19 protein-coding genes and 1 rRNA gene are annotated in these 16,586 nt (G+C 35.1%); 1 reads left to right on the forward strand and 19 read right to left on the reverse strand.

Translation table 11 applies throughout. The features are described 5' to 3' along the window. Nucleotides 1–27: 27 nt before the first annotated feature. The 8 genes from ispE to metG form a co-directional block, all read right to left on the reverse strand. Nucleotides 28–894, reverse strand: a complete 867-nt coding sequence (gene ispE, locus ACFVR1_RS18335; RefSeq protein ID WP_387586094.1) for a 4-(cytidine 5'-diphospho)-2-C-methyl-D-erythritol kinase — start codon at nt 892–894, stop codon at nt 28–30. Nucleotides 895–1,121: 227 nt separating this feature from the next. Next, the gene (locus ACFVR1_RS18340; protein ID WP_387586096.1) at nt 1,122–1,295 is read right to left on the reverse strand and encodes a small, acid-soluble spore protein, alpha/beta type; all 174 of its coding nucleotides are present in this window, start codon (nt 1,293–1,295) and stop codon (nt 1,122–1,124) included. Between the two features lie 131 nt (nt 1,296–1,426). Then, the gene (gene veg / locus ACFVR1_RS18345; RefSeq protein ID WP_053591096.1) at nt 1,427–1,690 is read right to left on the reverse strand and encodes a biofilm formation stimulator Veg; all 264 of its coding nucleotides are present in this window, start codon (nt 1,688–1,690) and stop codon (nt 1,427–1,429) included. Between the two features lie 154 nt (nt 1,691–1,844). Next, nucleotides 1,845–2,723, reverse strand: coding sequence for a 16S rRNA (adenine(1518)-N(6)/adenine(1519)-N(6))-dimethyltransferase RsmA (gene rsmA, locus ACFVR1_RS18350; protein ID WP_387586099.1), 879 nt, complete (start codon nt 2,721–2,723; stop codon nt 1,845–1,847). Between the two features lie 3 nt (nt 2,724–2,726). Then, a complete protein-coding gene (rnmV, locus tag ACFVR1_RS18355) occupies nt 2,727–3,287 on the reverse strand; it encodes a ribonuclease M5 (RefSeq protein ID WP_387586101.1) in 561 nt (186 codons plus the stop codon). A 290-nt stretch (nt 3,288–3,577) separates the two neighbouring features. After that, nucleotides 3,578–4,789, reverse strand: a complete 1,212-nt coding sequence (locus ACFVR1_RS18360) for a ubiquitin-like domain-containing protein (RefSeq protein WP_387586102.1) — start codon at nt 4,787–4,789, stop codon at nt 3,578–3,580. A 130-nt stretch (nt 4,790–4,919) separates the two neighbouring features. Next, on the reverse strand, nt 4,920–5,690 hold the full coding sequence (locus tag ACFVR1_RS18365; protein ID WP_387586104.1) for a TatD family hydrolase: 771 nt from the start codon (nt 5,688–5,690) through the stop codon (nt 4,920–4,922). Between the two features lie 219 nt (nt 5,691–5,909). Next, nucleotides 5,910–7,862: a methionine--tRNA ligase gene (gene metG / locus ACFVR1_RS18370; protein WP_387586106.1), complete on the reverse strand. Its 1,953-nt coding sequence runs from the start codon at nt 7,860–7,862 to the stop codon at nt 5,910–5,912. Between the two features lie 349 nt (nt 7,863–8,211). Here metG and ACFVR1_RS18375 point away from each other — a divergent pair, with 349 nt between their 5' ends. Then, complete coding sequence (locus tag ACFVR1_RS18375; protein ID WP_142540905.1) at nt 8,212–8,487, forward strand: transition state genes transcriptional regulator AbrB; 276 nt, start codon at nt 8,212–8,214, stop codon at nt 8,485–8,487. Nucleotides 8,488–8,569: 82 nt separating this feature from the next. Here the strand turns inward: ACFVR1_RS18375 and rsmI are convergent, their stop codons facing one another. The 11 genes from rsmI to rrf all read right to left on the reverse strand — a co-directional run. Continuing rightward, the gene (gene rsmI, locus ACFVR1_RS18380) at nt 8,570–9,448 is read right to left on the reverse strand and encodes a 16S rRNA (cytidine(1402)-2'-O)-methyltransferase (RefSeq protein ID WP_387586108.1); all 879 of its coding nucleotides are present in this window, start codon (nt 9,446–9,448) and stop codon (nt 8,570–8,572) included. Then, entirely contained in the window at nt 9,420–9,713 is a 294-nt protein-coding gene (locus ACFVR1_RS18385) for a GIY-YIG nuclease family protein (protein ID WP_387586110.1), read from the reverse strand. Before ACFVR1_RS18385 ends, rsmI begins: the two co-directional genes overlap by 29 nt. Next, a complete protein-coding gene (locus ACFVR1_RS18390; RefSeq protein ID WP_387586111.1) occupies nt 9,700–10,446 on the reverse strand; it encodes a tRNA1(Val) (adenine(37)-N6)-methyltransferase in 747 nt (248 codons plus the stop codon). Before ACFVR1_RS18390 ends, ACFVR1_RS18385 begins: the two co-directional genes overlap by 14 nt. A gap of 63 nt (nt 10,447–10,509) precedes the next feature. Next, nucleotides 10,510–10,872, reverse strand: coding sequence for a DNA replication initiation control protein YabA (gene yabA / locus ACFVR1_RS18395; RefSeq protein ID WP_387586113.1), 363 nt, complete (start codon nt 10,870–10,872; stop codon nt 10,510–10,512). Nucleotides 10,873–10,881: 9 nt separating this feature from the next. Next, entirely contained in the window at nt 10,882–11,712 is an 831-nt protein-coding gene (locus ACFVR1_RS18400; protein WP_387586114.1) for a PSP1 domain-containing protein, read from the reverse strand. Continuing rightward, entirely contained in the window at nt 11,705–12,712 is a 1,008-nt protein-coding gene (gene holB / locus ACFVR1_RS18405; RefSeq protein ID WP_387586116.1) for a DNA polymerase III subunit delta', read from the reverse strand. The genes ACFVR1_RS18400 and holB overlap by 8 nt, the downstream gene beginning before the upstream one ends. Nucleotides 12,713–13,116: 404 nt before the next feature. Further along, nucleotides 13,117–13,557 carry a YaaR family protein gene (locus tag ACFVR1_RS18410; protein ID WP_387586117.1) on the reverse strand — a complete coding sequence of 147 codons (441 nt, stop codon included), beginning with the start codon at nt 13,555–13,557 and terminating at the stop codon, nt 13,117–13,119. Between the two features lie 24 nt (nt 13,558–13,581). Continuing rightward, nucleotides 13,582–13,911, reverse strand: coding sequence for a cyclic-di-AMP receptor (locus ACFVR1_RS18415; RefSeq protein ID WP_142643831.1), 330 nt, complete (start codon nt 13,909–13,911; stop codon nt 13,582–13,584). Nucleotides 13,912–13,955: 44 nt separating this feature from the next. Further along, nucleotides 13,956–14,597, reverse strand: coding sequence for a dTMP kinase (gene tmk / locus ACFVR1_RS18420; protein WP_387586118.1), 642 nt, complete (start codon nt 14,595–14,597; stop codon nt 13,956–13,958). Between the two features lie 2 nt (nt 14,598–14,599). After that, entirely contained in the window at nt 14,600–16,021 is a 1,422-nt protein-coding gene (locus tag ACFVR1_RS18425) for an aminotransferase class I/II-fold pyridoxal phosphate-dependent enzyme (RefSeq protein WP_387586119.1), read from the reverse strand. Nucleotides 16,022–16,495: 474 nt separating this feature from the next. After that, nucleotides 16,496–16,586, reverse strand: a 5S ribosomal RNA gene (rrf, locus tag ACFVR1_RS18430); the annotation flags it as partial.

The following is a 16,586-nucleotide window of genomic DNA, read 5'->3' on the forward strand; positions in this document are numbered from 1 at the left end:
AAGAAAACTTATCACAATTATCCGCCTTTAAGCAAGTGAGTCACGTTCTCCTATTAATCTAACAGCATATACTTCATCACAAAAACCACGAAGTCCATTATATATTCTTTGTACTCTTGATTCATGTTGAACTATACCAAACACTGTAGGACCACTACCGCTCATTAAAACTGCATCAGCCCCGAACTTTTGCATTTGATCCTTTAAACTAGCAACTTCTGGATACAGTTTTAATGTGACACTTTCTAGCACATTACCCACGGAAGCACACATCTGATCAAAATCTTTTTTTTCAATCGCTTCAACCATTTGTTTTGTTTTGGGATGTTCTATTTGATTTATTTTTAAATTTCCGTAAATGTCTGCTGTAGAAACACCTAGAGTTGGTTTGGCAAGAATTACCCAACAATTTGCCGGAGACGGCAGTTCTTGAATTTTTTCTCCTCGTCCTGTAGCAAGCGCTGTTCCACCATAAACACAAAAAGCAACATCAGAACCTATTTTTGTACCGATTTGTGCCAGTTCATCTAGTGACAGCCCTAAACTCCATAGCGTATTCAATCCCCGTAGAGTTGCAGCAGCATCACTACTACCTCCAGCTAATCCCGCGGCAACGGGAATGTTTTTTTCGATCTTAATCGTAACCCCGGATTTTATACCATACATTTCTTTTAATATTTTAGCTGCTTGATATGCTAAATTTCTATAATCAGTAGGAACAAAACGATCAACAGAAAGAATATGTATTTTCCCATCTTCTCTTAGCTCTAATCCAATACGGTCTGCCAAATCAACTGTCGTCATAATCATTTCAACTTCATGATAACCATCTGGACGTTTATGTAGTACATCGAGTGTTAAATTTATTTTAGCAGGTGCTTTTACATAGTACATTCCATCTGCTCCTTTTCAAACATAGGTTGTCCCCTATTTTACCACAGTGCATAAGAAATGAGGAAGTTACTATGTCATGGAATAGTGGAGACTAAATATAAGAACACTTGTATTCTTCTCATTACTCAAAGAAAAGGCGGATTTCTCCGCCTTTTCTAAACGCTAGTTGTTCGTTTTTTTGGATCTCGTTTGCATGCCAGTTTAAACTGAATGGCCATGGTCACAATTTACTTTGGTGATTTCATTTGTTGTTCAGCCATTTCTATTGCTCGTTTAACCATATTACCCGCATCACGTGATTTTATTCCACCCCAGCCCTCGGTCTTGACTACATCATAAAATCCAAGATCTTTTGCAATCTCTTCTTTCAATTGATCAGACATAATACCTTTTTTAGCCATACGTGGTGAATCCTCCTTTAAACAACTAGCCTTTTTAGTATATCCGGTAAATAGAAAAAAACTCTCTTTACATTCAACGGAATGAAAAGAGAGTTTTTCTCGAAATATAAAAAATTAAAAGTTCTAAACAATCATTTTACAACTATTAAATTATTTGCTTCATCAAAGATAGTGATTTCTACTGCTTCTGTCAAAATGTCTGCATAACTATAAGATACACGTTCAAAAGAATTTTCATCTTGATCCAAGTCGATAACGAAAACGGCATGATAAGTTTCTCTTAATACACCAGCTCGCTCGATTGTTTTCTTGCGTCCTCCGTTTGCTTTTAACTGCAAACGCTTGCCTAAATGATGATCTAATGACTTCTTAATATCAGCTAAAGTTTTTGGCATTCCGCTTACACCTCACTGAATATTACTATAACATCATTTTATTTTTTTGTCAAACAAAATATTTTAACAACCAAAGTATATACTTGTCAATATATTTATTATTTCTTATTACTACTTTTTTTCATAAACATTACTAATATTGTAACAAGTATTATTAATGAAAGTACGGATATAATTCATCTGCTAAACGCCCAAATTCTTGAATGGACAAAGTCTCGCCTCGTCTGTTTGGGTCAATATTTACTTTTTCTAAGGATTGAAGGATCAAATCTTTCTTTTCTTTCCCATTTGGTAAAGAAGATTGTAAATTATTTATAATTGTTTTTCTTCTTTGAACGAACGAACCTCTAGAAACTTTAAATAAAAAATCTTCATCAATAACTTGGACCGGCGGCATCTCGTGACGAGTAAGTTTAATAACCGCGGAATCTACGTTTGGTTGTGGCATAAAAACAGCTTTCGGTACAACCATTGCCACTTCTGCTTTCATATAATATTGTATTGCAATGGAAAGTGAACCATAAGCTTTTGTTCCAGGAGATGCTGTAATTCGATCTGCTACTTCTTTTTGCATCATAACAACCATTCCCCGAATAGGTAAACGATCCATCAGCAACTTTAATAAAATTGGTGTTGTCACGTAATAAGGTAAATTTGCAACAACCATTACATCTTTATAATCAACCAACTTTTCTTGAAATATTTGCTTCACGTTTGCTTCTAAAATATCAGCGTGAATAATATCTACATTATCATAAGGAGAAAGTGTATCTTCCAAAACCGGCAACAATCTTTGATCAATTTCAAAAGCAATTACTTTTCCTGCAGCTCGTGCTAAATGCTCAGTGAGTGCTCCTATACCAGGCCCTATTTCAATTGCAGCTGATTCTTTTGTAAGAACCGCATTAGCAACAATATTCCGTAAGATATTTGGATCAATTAAAAAGTTTTGTCCTAAGCTTTTTTTGAATGAAAAGCCATATTTTTTTAAAATTTCTTGTGTACGAATTGGTGTTGCTATATCTTTTTGCATAAATTATTTATCCTCCATATCGAGCTGCATAATTGCTTCCTCTAGCTGCTGTTTACTAATCTGAAAAATAGAAAGACGTTTTTGTAGTTGCTTCCCATTTGTATACCCAATTTTTAATAATTCTCCAAGTTTTGTTCTTCGCTCTTTAGAGTTTGGATGACCAATAAGCTTTCCTTCCACTAAAATTTCAAAAGGAATATTTGGCGCTACATCCATATCTGACTTCGGAGTATAAACACTAGCAAGCGCCTTTCGAATATCTTCATCTTTGGCATGTTCAATGCCCAGCCCTTTTCCATTCTTAGCAATTGTTTTTTCTTTTGATAAAAATGCATGTTTTACACCAGGTACATGTTCCTCAATAATTGCACGTATACGTCTTCCTGGATAATCCGGGTCAGTAAAAACAATAACCCCTCTTTTATCTTGAGCATGTTGGATTTTAATTAGAGTTTCTTTAGAGATTGCAGAACCATTCGTTTCTATAGTATCCGCATCTACCGATCGTTTAATAGCAGTTGTGTCATCTTTTCCTTCTACAACTATAACTTCTTTTATTCGCAAGCAAACTTCCTCTTTTCTTTCTTTCTACTGCTTTCTATCATAACGCAAAAAAGCTTCCCCCACCAACAAAAGGGAAGCTATAAGTAATACTGATGATTTTTACTTACACCCGAATGAAAACATTCTCCTAACATACAAGTGATATCCAAGTAGCAAGTAATTGATTTTTATCGAACTTGGACAATAAATTTTGCTTAAAAATCTGCGACATCCATAGAACGCTTAGGAAAATGTTAGTCAGGTGTTGTCATTGAATGTGATGTTTTTAAACCTGAGTAAATCTGCCAAAGTTAATTTAAAACTTTTATTCGTACTTTTTTACGCCCAAAGTCATATGCTTTAGACTTAGATGACATAAATAAATCTATTTTTTTCCCTTTAATTGCTCCACCAGTATCACCTGCTACTGCATAACCATAGCCTTCAACCCAAACTTTTGATCCAAGTGGAATAACATTAGGATCTACAGCAATGACTTTTAAGTCTGGATTAGCTTTTAAGTTAAGACCAGATGTAGTTACACCAGAACAACCGTTACAATAAGCTGTGTAAGCTGTTGCTGTTACGTAAAACTCGTTTTCTCCCGTTGAAGAAGAGGATGAATTTTCCCCACGAGAAACACTAGCAGTGACAATCTTCGTCCCTACTGCTACAACTTTTTTAATTGGCTCTTTTGTAACTTTTTCACTAACTACATTACGAGATACTTCGTTGCCATTTTCTTTAACAACTTCATATGTTCGTGAAACGGATCCTTTTTCTCCCGCTTGCACCACTTTTTCTTTCCCTTTTAATAGCGAGTCATCTTTTTTCGTTTCTACTGCAAAGTTTGTTTCTTCCTCAACTACATCGGTGACCTTTTCTACTCGCACTATTTGTATAACAGAATTTGGAAGTACTAATTCATCCATTTCCCGTCCCACTCGGTCAAATTCATTCAATTGAATGTTATGTTGTTTTAAAAAGTCAGCGACCGTAGTCGAAGTGGACCTTACTTTCTGCTCGTTTTTACCATCTAAAAGTGTTACTTCAAACGCCTTTTCTATAGAAACTTTGCAATCTGATCCAACCTCTGCATTTATTGCAGGAGTTATTACGTCATGTTCACCTATTTGAACATTCGCCTTTGCGAGTATTTCTGAAACTAAATCTGCAGTCGTATGGATGGTTTGAATTTTTCCATCTACTGTGATTTCTATCTGTCTTGCCTGCTCCCACTCAATCGCTAAATTATTTTTGATTGAAGTGTTCACTGAGGGTTTTAAATAATCTTCGTTGGAGACTACTATGTTATTTTGCCTTAGTAATTCTCCAACTGTATTTGCATGCGTTAAAATCTCTTGTTGTTCACCGTTAACTGTTAAAGCAACAGTTTTTTTTGTTCCTTCGAATAAAACGAAAGAAACCACTGCAAGAAACAATAGAATAGACATAATAGTTACTAAGGTTTGCTTGCTCCTCAATGAATGAAAGAACAGGTTTTTCATGGTATTATTTGACATGAAAAACGCCTCCTTGTTCACTCGTGTGATTATATAGAGTACTTTTCAGCTTGTCAACTCTTTAAGATTTTTTTATAGTTCTAACTCACCAAAAATACCTCTATTAACAGTATGGAAAGTTTTACATTTTTTAATCAATTAGTCCAAAAAATTCTTCTGCATTTTTCGTAGTTGCAAAAGCAACTTCTTCAACAGTAAGACCTTTTAAACGTGCAATTTCTTCAGCAACTAGTGGCACAAGTGAAGGTTCATTTCTTTTTCCACGATGAGGATGTGGAGCTAAATAAGGTGCATCTGTTTCGATCAATAAATGTTCTAAAGATATTTCTGTTGCTACCTCTTTTGGTTTTTTTGCATTTTTAAATGTCACTGGACCACCAAGTGAAATTTTAAAGTTCATATCGATACATTGAATTGCCGTCTCTACACTTCCACCAAAGCAATGCATAATGCCACCTGTTAAATGTGCTTCTTCTTCTTTCAAGATTCGTAAAACGTCTTCCGTTGCATCGCGATTATGTATGATAATCGGTAAATTTACTTTTTGCGCTAATCGTATCTGTTTACGAAACAATTCTTGTTGAACATCTTTAGGTGACTTATCCCAATAATAATCAAGTCCTGTTTCCCCAATACCAACCACTTTTTTATGTGCAGCAAGATCTTCAATCCATTGCAGATCTTCTTCTGTGCAATCAATTGCATCAACTGGATGCCAACCTATCACAGCATAAATAAAAGGATAATTTTCTGCTAGCTTCATGGCACGCTCAATTGTTTTGTGATCAAATCCAATGACAACCATTTTCTTAACATTTGCAGCTAATGCTCTATCAATCACTTCTTGAAGATCTTCTTCGTATTGATCTGCATTTAGATGAACATGCGTGTCTATATACATAGTTTTCTCCTTACTTAGTTTAATTTTTGGAATGACTTTATCTACATCACAATACTATTACAATTACTTTAATAAAGTCACGTTTTTTAGTTTAAAGCATTAACATTTAAAGACCATTATTTCAAAATCCCACCATTAATATCTCGTCAAAAATAGTATTTTAAAATATTTGTTTAATAAAAAAACCTGCCACCAATTTCGTGACAGGTCTTGGGTTATTTATTTTACTTGAGCGCCATTTTCAAGTTTTTCATCAACTGAAGCAAGTGTTAAAAAGCCATCTTTTTCACCTGCAAGAATCATCCCCTGAGACAGCTCTCCTCGAAGTTTTACTGGCTTCAAGTTTGCTACTACAATTACTTTTTTACCTACAAGATCTTCTGGTTTATAATGTTGGGCAATTCCAGAAACAACTTGACGTTTTTCATACCCCATATCCAGTTGTAATTTCAATAATTTGTCTGCTTTTGGAATCGGTTCACAGTCGATAACTGTTGCAACACGTAAATCCACTTTGAAGAAATCATCAATAGAAATTTCTTCTGCTTGAGGATCTTCTTCCACTTCTTCTTGTGGAGTTAGTACCGAACCGCGCATTTGCTCTCTAATATAGGCTACTTCTACTTCCACATCTAACCTTGGGAAAATAGGAACTCCGGTTTTAATGACTTCTACTCCATTTTTAATTACATTAAAAGATCCTAGTAGATCCCATTTCAAATCATCTTCAGTTAAACCAAGCTGTCCAATAATTTCTTTAGGACTATTTGTCATAAACGGTTGAATCAATATAGCAATTTGGCGCAAGCTTTCTGCTAAATTAGTCATTACCATTGCTAATTGACCTTTCAAAGCTTCGTCTTTTGCAAGTACCCAAGGTTGTGTTTCATCAATATATTTATTTGTACGAGACACTAGGGACCATAAATCTCCTAGAACTACGCTAAATTGCATTTTTTCCATATTTGTTTCATATTTTTCTACTGTTTCTTCTGCAAATTGATAAAGAGCTGCATCATATTCAGTAGGTTGGCTTTGATTAACTGGAAGTTTTCCATCAAAGTATTTATTAATCATAGAAACAGTTCTATTTAACAGATTACCTAAGTCATTTGCTAAATCGAAGTTTGTTCTTTCTACAAATGATTCTGGTGAAAAAACACCATCTTGTCCAAATGGAAGTTCACGCAATAAGAAGTAGCGAGTTGCATCTAAACCGTAGCGTTCTACCAACATTTCTGGATATACAACATTTCCTTTGGATTTCGACATTTTTCCATCCTTCATCATAATAAATCCATGAGCAAATACTTTTTTAGGGAGTGGTAAGTCTAATGCCATTAAGAAAATTGGCCAATAAATTGTATGGAAACGAACAATATCCTTCCCTACCACATGTACGTCAGCTGGCCAAAATTTACGGAACAGTGAATCATCCTCTGAAAGATATCCAAGAGAAGTAATGTAATTCGTTAATGCATCCACCCATACATAGATGACATGTTTTGGATCTCCAGGAACGTGAATTCCCCAATCAAAGGATGTTCGGGATACAGATAGATCCTCTAAACCAGGCTTAATAAAGTTATTAATCATTTCGTTTTTTCTAGATTCAGGTTCAATAAATCCTAAGTTGTCTTCATAATAAGCCAATAAACGATCTGCATATTTCTTCATATTAAAGAAATAAGATTCTTCTTTTACTTTATTAACAGAGCGGCCGCAATCTGGACAATTGCCATCTACTAATTGTGTTTCTGTAAAAAAGGATTCACAAGGTGTACAATACCACCCTTCATATTCGCCTTTATAAATATCTCCATTATCTAAAAACTTTTGAAAAATCTTTTCAACTACTTTTTTATGACGCTCTTCTGTAGTTTGGATAAAATCATCATATGAAATATCCATTAGCTCCCACACTTTTTTGGCAGCCGTTGCAATTTCATTTACATATGCTTGGGGTTCCATTCCAGCTTCTTGGGCTTTTTCCTGTATTTTCTGTCCATGTTCATCCATCCCTGTAAGAAAACGTACATCAAAACCTCTTAATCTTTTGTAACGTGCCATTGCATCTGATGCTACAGTTGTGTAGGCAGTACCAATATGGAATTTACCACTTGGATAATAAATAGGTGTTGTTATATAAAATGTTTTCAGTTGATCTTTCAATGTAAAGATGCCTCCAATGTTGAATCTTCTTTATTCTTTATTCTATCGAAACGACGAACTTGTTTCAATTAATTAATTGGTTTGCGCTATTTTTGTCGAAAGTTAATTATATTAATGCTTTTTCCATTTAAATAGTTAATATATCAAAATAATTCCTTTTATCATAAAAGTGACATCATTTTTTTATTAAAACAGCTAATAATCTAATATTTTTTTATTATAAACCGTAATTTGTCTTCGATTTAATTATTGACGGAAATGGTATTACTTGGTATGATAAATAACATCAAAGAGATTTATGTCGAATCTTGACGAAAAAAACGTACTCTTGAGAGGAGAAAAATTTATTATGAAATCTACAGGTATTGTTCGTAAAGTTGATGAGCTAGGACGCGTAGTTATTCCAATTGAACTTCGTCGCACGTTAGGTATTGCAGAAAAGGATGCTCTTGAAATCTACGTAGATGATGACAAAATTATTCTAAAAAAATACATGCCAAACATGACTTGTGCTGTAACTGGTGAAGTATCAGACGACAATCTACGTCTAGTTGGCGGAAAATTAATTCTAAGCCCTGAAGGTGCGGAATTACTAATTAAAGAAATTCAAAACAATTTAAAATAATATAATTTAAAATAAGAAAAACATCCGTATCCTTTTTGGTATACGGATGTTTTTTAATTTCATAGAATAGTAATGCTTGCTATTATTTCACATGATAATCTTGATAAATTTCTCTCTTCGACAAGCCTCTTTGTATTGCTACTTCTTTGATAGCCTCTTTCGAAGTACATTGCTTTTCTTCTATAATACTGTTCACATGTTCTTCAATACTTAATTGTTCCCACCAAGGAGATTCTTGCTCATTTACTGATTCTTCGCTTGATCCTTCTAAAACGATACAAAATTCACCACGTACTTCTGATCGCTCTGCCCAAGCTACCGCTTCGTCAATAGTCCCTCTTAAAAATTCCTCAAACTTTTTTGTCAGTTCTCTTGCAAGTACAATTTTTCTACTTCCATCCATTATTGCTTGCATATCTTTCAATGAGTCCTTTAATCGATGAGGTGATTCATATAGAATAATTGATTCTTGTCTCTTTTGAATCTTTGTGATTTCTTCTTTTCTTTCTTTTTTATTTCTACTTAAAAAACCATAAAAGAAAAATGGCTGTGTTGATAATCCAGATGCAATTAAAGCACTAAGTGCCGCATTTGCCCCTGGAATTGGAACAACTGCAAACCCTTCGCTAACCGCTTTTGCTGCAATATCTGCTCCAGGATCTGAAATACAAGGTAGGCCTGCATCACTTACTAATGCAATACGTTTTCCTTGCCTTAATAATTCTAATAATTTTTCTCCACCTACTTGTTGATTATGATCATGATAGCTCATAAGTGGAGTTGATATCTCAAAATAATTACAAAGCTTTTTTGTATTTCGTGTGTCTTCAGCGGCAATTATATCTACTTCTTTTAATATTCGAATTGCGCGCATCGTCATATCTTCTAAATTTCCAATGGGAGTCGCAACTAAATATAAGCAGCTACTCTGTTCATGTTCGGTCGATTTTTGAGATTTCATCTTTGATTAGCCCTCCCATATAGTGAATCTTTTGTTTCCTAGTAAGTTGTTTAAATGCATACTCCGCTCTCATTGCATCTTGCTTAGATTCAAATACTTCATGATATATGCAAAAAACGGGGAGTTTTGCTCTTGTATATTTAGCTCCCTTACCATCATTATGTATGTTAACTCTTTTTTCTAAATCATTTGTGTATCCGGCATAGAAAGATCCGTCACTACATTGTAATACATAAAAGGTATGTCTTTTATCATTCTTTTCCATAAAGCAGCTCTTTTACTTCTTCTGTATATTCCCCGTCCTTGTTGTATACATACAGAGGGGGTAAGATTTTCAAATCTGGTTTTCCATCTTTAATGGCTTCTATTAATAACGTGTTCGCTTCTTTACCTTCTTTAGGATAAACAAATCGAATGCGCTTTGGTTCTAAACGGTTTGCTCTCATTGCCGTAATGATATCTATGAGTCTTCCAGGTCGATGGACAAAAGCGGCCTTCCCACCTTGTTTTAACAATTCACTTGCAGAAAGAACAGCTTCATCTAGAGTGAGATGGATTTCATGTCTTGCTATCGCTAAATGCTCTTTCAGGTTTTTTTCACTTGCTTCATGCGCAGGAAAATAAGGTGGATTACATGTTACAACATCATATTTTTCATACCCAACTTGATTGGCAATCCCTTTGACATCTGCTTGTTCAATTATGATTTGTGTCTCTAACTTATTATACTCTACACTTCTTTTTGCCATATCTGCTAGTCGTTCCTGTAGCTCGATTCCAATAATCTTAGCGTTTGTTCGTGCACTTAAAAATAATGGTATCGCTCCATTCCCTGTGCATAGATCTACAATCTTCCCTTTATTTATTGGGACATAAGCAAATCTTGAAAGAAGCACTGCATCTAAAGAAAATGAAAAAACAGATGGACTTTGAATAATTCTCAATTCTTCCGCTAATAAGTAATCAAGTCTTTCATCATCCTTTAACCATTGTTCCATAATTGATTCCCCCAGCAAAACAAAAGACTGACACCCACTTATGGAGTGGCATCAGTCAATTGATTATATGTTTTGTTTACTTAAAAATGATAAGCAAAATAGACAATCTTCTTCTTTTCTTGAGCTTCCGAAGTGGACATGACATACATGATAACCTTCCTGATATAATCGCGCAAGATTATCATAGCCTTCCCCAATATCTTTTTTGCTTAACAGCACTTTTTCTTCTTGTGCCTTCTCTAACAGTAATTCTTTTTCATGCATCTCATCAAGTCTTTGTCTTAAGTGAGTATTCTCTTGCTGCAGCGCTTGACGTTCCTCTACCATTATCGCTACAAATTCTTTTAAAGCTCGAAATTGCAGCTGCGTGGACTCTAATTGTTTCTCAAATTCTGTAATTGTATCAAAAAAATTTCGGTCCATCACACATTCACCTCATTGCCCTGACCATTGTACCGGATTTTCCGCATGGTTTATAATTTCTTCTAACGTGTAATCTAACACTCTTAGTGGATCATTTAACTCTATTCGTAGTACTCTTTCTAAAATATTCATACTGACGACTTTTCCAAAACCGTCTGGAGTTTCTACTTTATCTCCAACGTCTGGCATTTGCTCTCGAGCTGCTTCATACTCATCATTTTCATATTTCAAACAACACATAAGTCGCCCACATAATCCAGAAATCTTAGACGGATTTAAAGACAAGTTTTGATCTTTAGCCATTTTAATAGAAACTGGTTCAAAGTCTCCTAAAAAAGTTGAACAGCAGAGCATCCGCCCACACGGTCCAATTCCACCCAACATCTTCGCTTCATCTCGAACCCCGATTTGTCTTAGTTCAATCCGCGTTCGAAAAACAGATGCTAAGTCTTTTACTAAGTCACGAAAATCTACTCGTCCTTCTGCTGTGAAATAAAAAATAATCTTATTTCTGTCAAACGTATATTCAACATCCACAAGCTTCATTTCTAATTCTCTTTCAACTATTTTTTCCGTTCCTAAAGCTAAAGCTTGGGCCGATTCTAATCGATTTTCATCCACTTGAATTCGATCTTTTTCTGTCGATGGTCTAACTACTTGCTTTAATGGAAGCACAACATCATGCTCACCTACCTGCTTAATTGGTACAACAACTTTACCGTACTCCACACCTCTTGCAGTTTCTACGATGACATAGTCATCTTTCTCTAAAATAAAATCCACTGGATCAAAATAATATATTTTACCCGCTTTTTTAAAGCGGACTCCTACAACATTATACAAAAGTAAATCCCTCCTGCAGATTTAACATTAATTGCTCCATCATCAGTGTTCGGTTCATGTTTTTATGCAAATTTTGTTTCGCATGTAATATCATTTCTAATTGTTTGGAAAGTTGCTCATACGTTGTATGTAAAGCAACCTGCTTCCAATAATGAACCATGTCCGGATAAGTACAAACTGCGATGGGACTTGCTTTTATTGCTACTATATCACGATAGGCGAACAGTAGTAAATCTAATGCTTGTTCTGCTTGTTCTTTCTCTTTTAGAAGCGGACCAAAATCCTCTTGAATACACATTAGCGCATCATGAATACTTTTACCACTCACTTCAACCAATTTTAACACTGATTTCCTTGCAAGTCCAAAATGCTCGTCTTTCGCTAATGTTATTGCTTCTTCGACCTGATTCGTCATTTTACTTACCGTAGAGGCCATCGATTCTGTAATACCAGCTTCTATTAATTTCTGTTTTAAGAAGGATTGTGGCATAGAACTTAAACTAAGTTGCTGACATCTAGAGCTTATTGTGGGAATTAGTGCATGAGCTTTATCTGTTAAAAGAATTGCAGTTATTTCACTTTGAGGCTCTTCTAAAAATTTTAACAATGCATTAGCTGCGCTAGCATTTAGCTGATCCGCATGGTGAATAACATATATTTTACGTCCAGTTTCAATTGCTGTCTTACTCATCTCATGTATTAATTCATCAATTTGACCCCTTTTAATAAATTGACCTTCTGGCTCTAGTTCAATAAAGTTCAAATGATTATTTGATTTTAACCTTTTACACGATCGACATGTTTCACATGGAACATTTTTTGTCGGATTTTCGCATAAAATGAGTTGAACAAAAAATTGCATGACCCTAGTTTTTCCTGTCCCTTTCGCTCCCTCTATTACGTATGCATGTCCTATACGCTTTTTGGAGAAAATAGACTGTATTTGTTTAATAGCAACAGGCTGTAATTTCTCTATACCTTCTATTGACCAGCTTTCCATGTTTATCACCTTCTTATATTAAATACGTTTTTATGTAATTAAACTAGCGCAAGAGTAACTGGAAAGGAAATGTACAAATCTTTTGAGAAAAAACAAGCAAAAAGACGCCCGTTCCTTCCGAGAAGAGTATCCGTAGTTAATTGGAGCGGAAGACGATGGCTCCTAGTGAATTAGCAAGCAGATCAAGATCCAGCCCTCACGCTCAGCGAAATTAATTTCTGCGACGAGCTTGCGCAGGAGCAAAATCTTTTTCTGCGACGAGCTTGCGCAGGAGCAAGGAAAATAGCTTGATGCTTGCCTCCCCGGAAAGCGTCCGCCTGCAGCGAAGATCAACCTGTAATGAATATACTATATTGTCTTTTGAAAAAATCCCGTGCCTCGCTTAAAGCGAAAACACGGGAAATTTACGTGTATAGATTGATTAGTAGACCTTTTATTTCACCAATCTTATCTAACAAATCAATAGAGCTCTTCTCTTTAACTAGAATTTCTTCCGCTAACTCGACTAATTTTTCATCAATAGTCTCAACTATTTTCAGTTTTCTACCTTCGCCAAAACGATTCCAAGTATGTGATTGTTTTAATCCCATCCCAAAATCCACGGCTTCATGTAGAAACTTTCGTATTAGCATTTTAAACTTTGCCATATCACGTAAATTTCTTGAACGTGCAAGTCTATCGCCCGCAGTTGAAATATCTCCTAATAATCTAGTCAATGTTTCTGTCTGCATTCTTTGATCATGTTTCGTTATCATTTGTCCAAACTTTGCTGATTGTGTGTTATTTTGAATAGAATCTTTACGAACTTTATCTATTCCAACTCGTAAATCTTGATTAATTTTCATTTTTTTCTACGCCTTCCTTCATTATTAGAAATGATGGAATTGTTCAATTGGTAGAACAAATACTGTTGCGCCTCCAACCTCTACTTCCACTGGATATGGGATATATGAATCAGCATTTCCACCCATTGGCGAAACAGGTGCAACCATTTGCTCTCTTGCTCTACAATTATCTCTAATTAACTCTAACGCTGATGATACTAATGAGTCGTCTGTGCCGATTAAAAAAGTAGTATTACCAGAGCGTAAAAACCCACCTGTACTAGCCAGTTTAGTTGCTCTGAACTTTGCTTTTGTTAAAGCATTAGACAATCGATTACTATCCTGATCCTGCACTACCGCTACTATCAATTTCATCGATACTCACCCCTATTATTATTATCTTCTTATTATAACATGAATTATCTAATAATTTCTAATTCCCTTTTTATAACGTTATAAACTTCTTCTAATACTATCTCTAATGATTGAGAAGCATCAACTACTTGAATACGTTTTGGATATTGATCTATGAGTGATAAATAGCCTTCTCTTACTTTTTGATGAAAAACTAGACTTTCTACATCTAATCGATTTTTTTCTCTGTTATTATGTGCTTCGATTCTGGCAAGTCCTACTTCAGGTTCTATATCAAATAGGATGGTTTTATCCGGCATTGTTTTACCTATAGCAAACTTATTAATAGCCAAAATTTCATCTACCCCAATTCCTCTAGCATAACCTTGATAAGCAAGAGAGCTATCGATAAATCGATCACATATAACAATTTTTCCAGCATCTATTGCTGGTTGTACCTTTTCTACTAAATGCTGTCTTCTGGCTGCTGCATATAATAATGCTTCTGTACGGCTATCCATCATTGTATGCTCATTATCTAAAATTATGTCTCTAATTTTCTCTGAAATCATAATTCCGCCGGGCTCCCTAGTCATAACAACATCATAGCCTTCTTCTTTCAACCTAATTCCAAGTAAATTCATGATGGTTGTCTTTCCAGCACCTTCAGGACCCTCACTTGAAATAAAATACCCTTTTTTCTGCACATTTACTCCTCCACTACATATATTAACTTTTCATCCAGTCTATGTTGACCTTGAAATAACGCACCTTTTTCCATCCATTCTTCTAGTTCCGTTAACATAGCTATCGTTATCTTCTCACCAACCAATATTAGCGGAATGCCTGGAGGATAGGGAATAATCATTCCTTTTGCAATTCTACCTAAGGACCGTGCGTACGGTATCCATTCCCCTTGTTTTTCATTTAACAAACTTATATTCATATGTAATGTTGAAATAGATTTTTGTTTTATTAATTGAGCATCATTTGGAATGATAGGAACTTCTTTACGCAAAATATCCACAGCATGCTTTATCCGCTTTCTAATTTCTGCAAAAGGATACTCATGCTCAACTTTTAATAATGGCAAAATCATTAAAACTTGATAGGTATCCGCAAGTTCCACATAGATATTCTGCTGTTCCAACACTTTTTGTAATTGAAATCCTGAATACTTTTCCATACGTATTAATAATTTAAGAGGATCATCTACCTGCACGATTTCTAATTGAGGAATCGTTTCTAATGCCTCTATAAATAATTTCCTTCTATATATAAGCTGTTTAAAATCAATTTCATTGTATCTCTCCACATAGCTTCTTGAATCATCTAATGAAGCTAATAAGAGATATGATGGACTACTTGACTGTAACATCCTTAAATATTTATTTACTCGACTTGTATCTATTAGATTGGAGTTGACATGTAAAAAGGAGCCCATCGTCAATGCAGGTAATGTTTTGTGAGCTGATTGAACAACTATGTCAGCTCCATATATAAGAGAAGACTTTGGAAAGTCTTTATTAGCCCGAAAATGTGCACCATGTGCCTCATCCACCAACACGGGGATGTTATGAGCATGACATAAGTTTATTATGCTTTCTAATTGTAACGAAGAAACTCCATAATAACTCGGATAAGTTAGTACAATAGCTTTAGCTTGAGGGTATTCCGCTAATGCTTTTTGAATAACTTCAAATGCAACATATGAAGCGGTTTTTGTTCTCTCATCCCACTCGGGAGATACAAAGATAGGTTCTGCCCCAACTAGCTCAATTGCATGAAAAATAGATTTATGTGCATTTCGCTGAACAATGATCTGCTCACCAAACTGACATGCAGCATAAATCATCGATAGATTTCCTACGGTAGTTCCATTTACCAAAAAAAAGCTTTTTTGAGCACCGTATACCATTGCAAGTAGTTGCTCGGCTTCTTTTATAGCTTCCTCCGGATGATGGTAATCATCTAATCCCTTTAATTCGGTCAAATCATACTCCATCGTTTTTTTTATTGCATTTGGCAAATTTGATAAAAGTCCGTTTTTATGTCCAGGAACATGAAAAGAAATACTTTTTTGTTTATGAAATTTTTCCATAGCTTCGACTAACGGACGTTTCTCCTGCATTTTTATTACCCCACTATTTATTGTGACTTCCTCCTTCTATTATACATGAAGTAATAGCACTCGACCTTAAAATAAAGTGTTGTTTCTATGGGAGAGTTGTCACTATTTCAATTAAATAGGGGAAAATAAAAAGTTGTTTCGATAGTTTAACATAACAGCTATAATGCAGCTGTTGAGGACCAAGTGTCTTAATTATAGATTATTTCTATGTGAAATAGGTCATTTAATCAATAAATTAACCTATATACAGAAGAGAAGAATTGAATTATTATCCATGATCGTTTATAAAATGACACTTCAAGACCAAGTAAGTTCTAGGCGAGATTAAATTTCACAAATAAAGAGCTTTCTCTATGTGAAATAATTATTTCAATTCTGTGCCTCTGCTTTCTCGTGACTCTCTTCACGTTCCTTCGGCAACCATAATAATAAAAAAAAGCCGCCACCGATTACTCGGTAACGACTTTCTCTAGTGCCTAGCGACGTCCTACTCTCACAGGGGGAAACCCCCAACTACCATCGGCGATGAAGAGCTTAACTTCCGTGTTCGGTATGGGAACGGGTG

Origin of the sequence: Psychrobacillus sp. NPDC058041 (assembly GCF_042885655.1) — a bacterium.
Classification (GTDB): Bacteria; Bacillota; Bacilli; order Bacillales_A; family Planococcaceae; genus Psychrobacillus.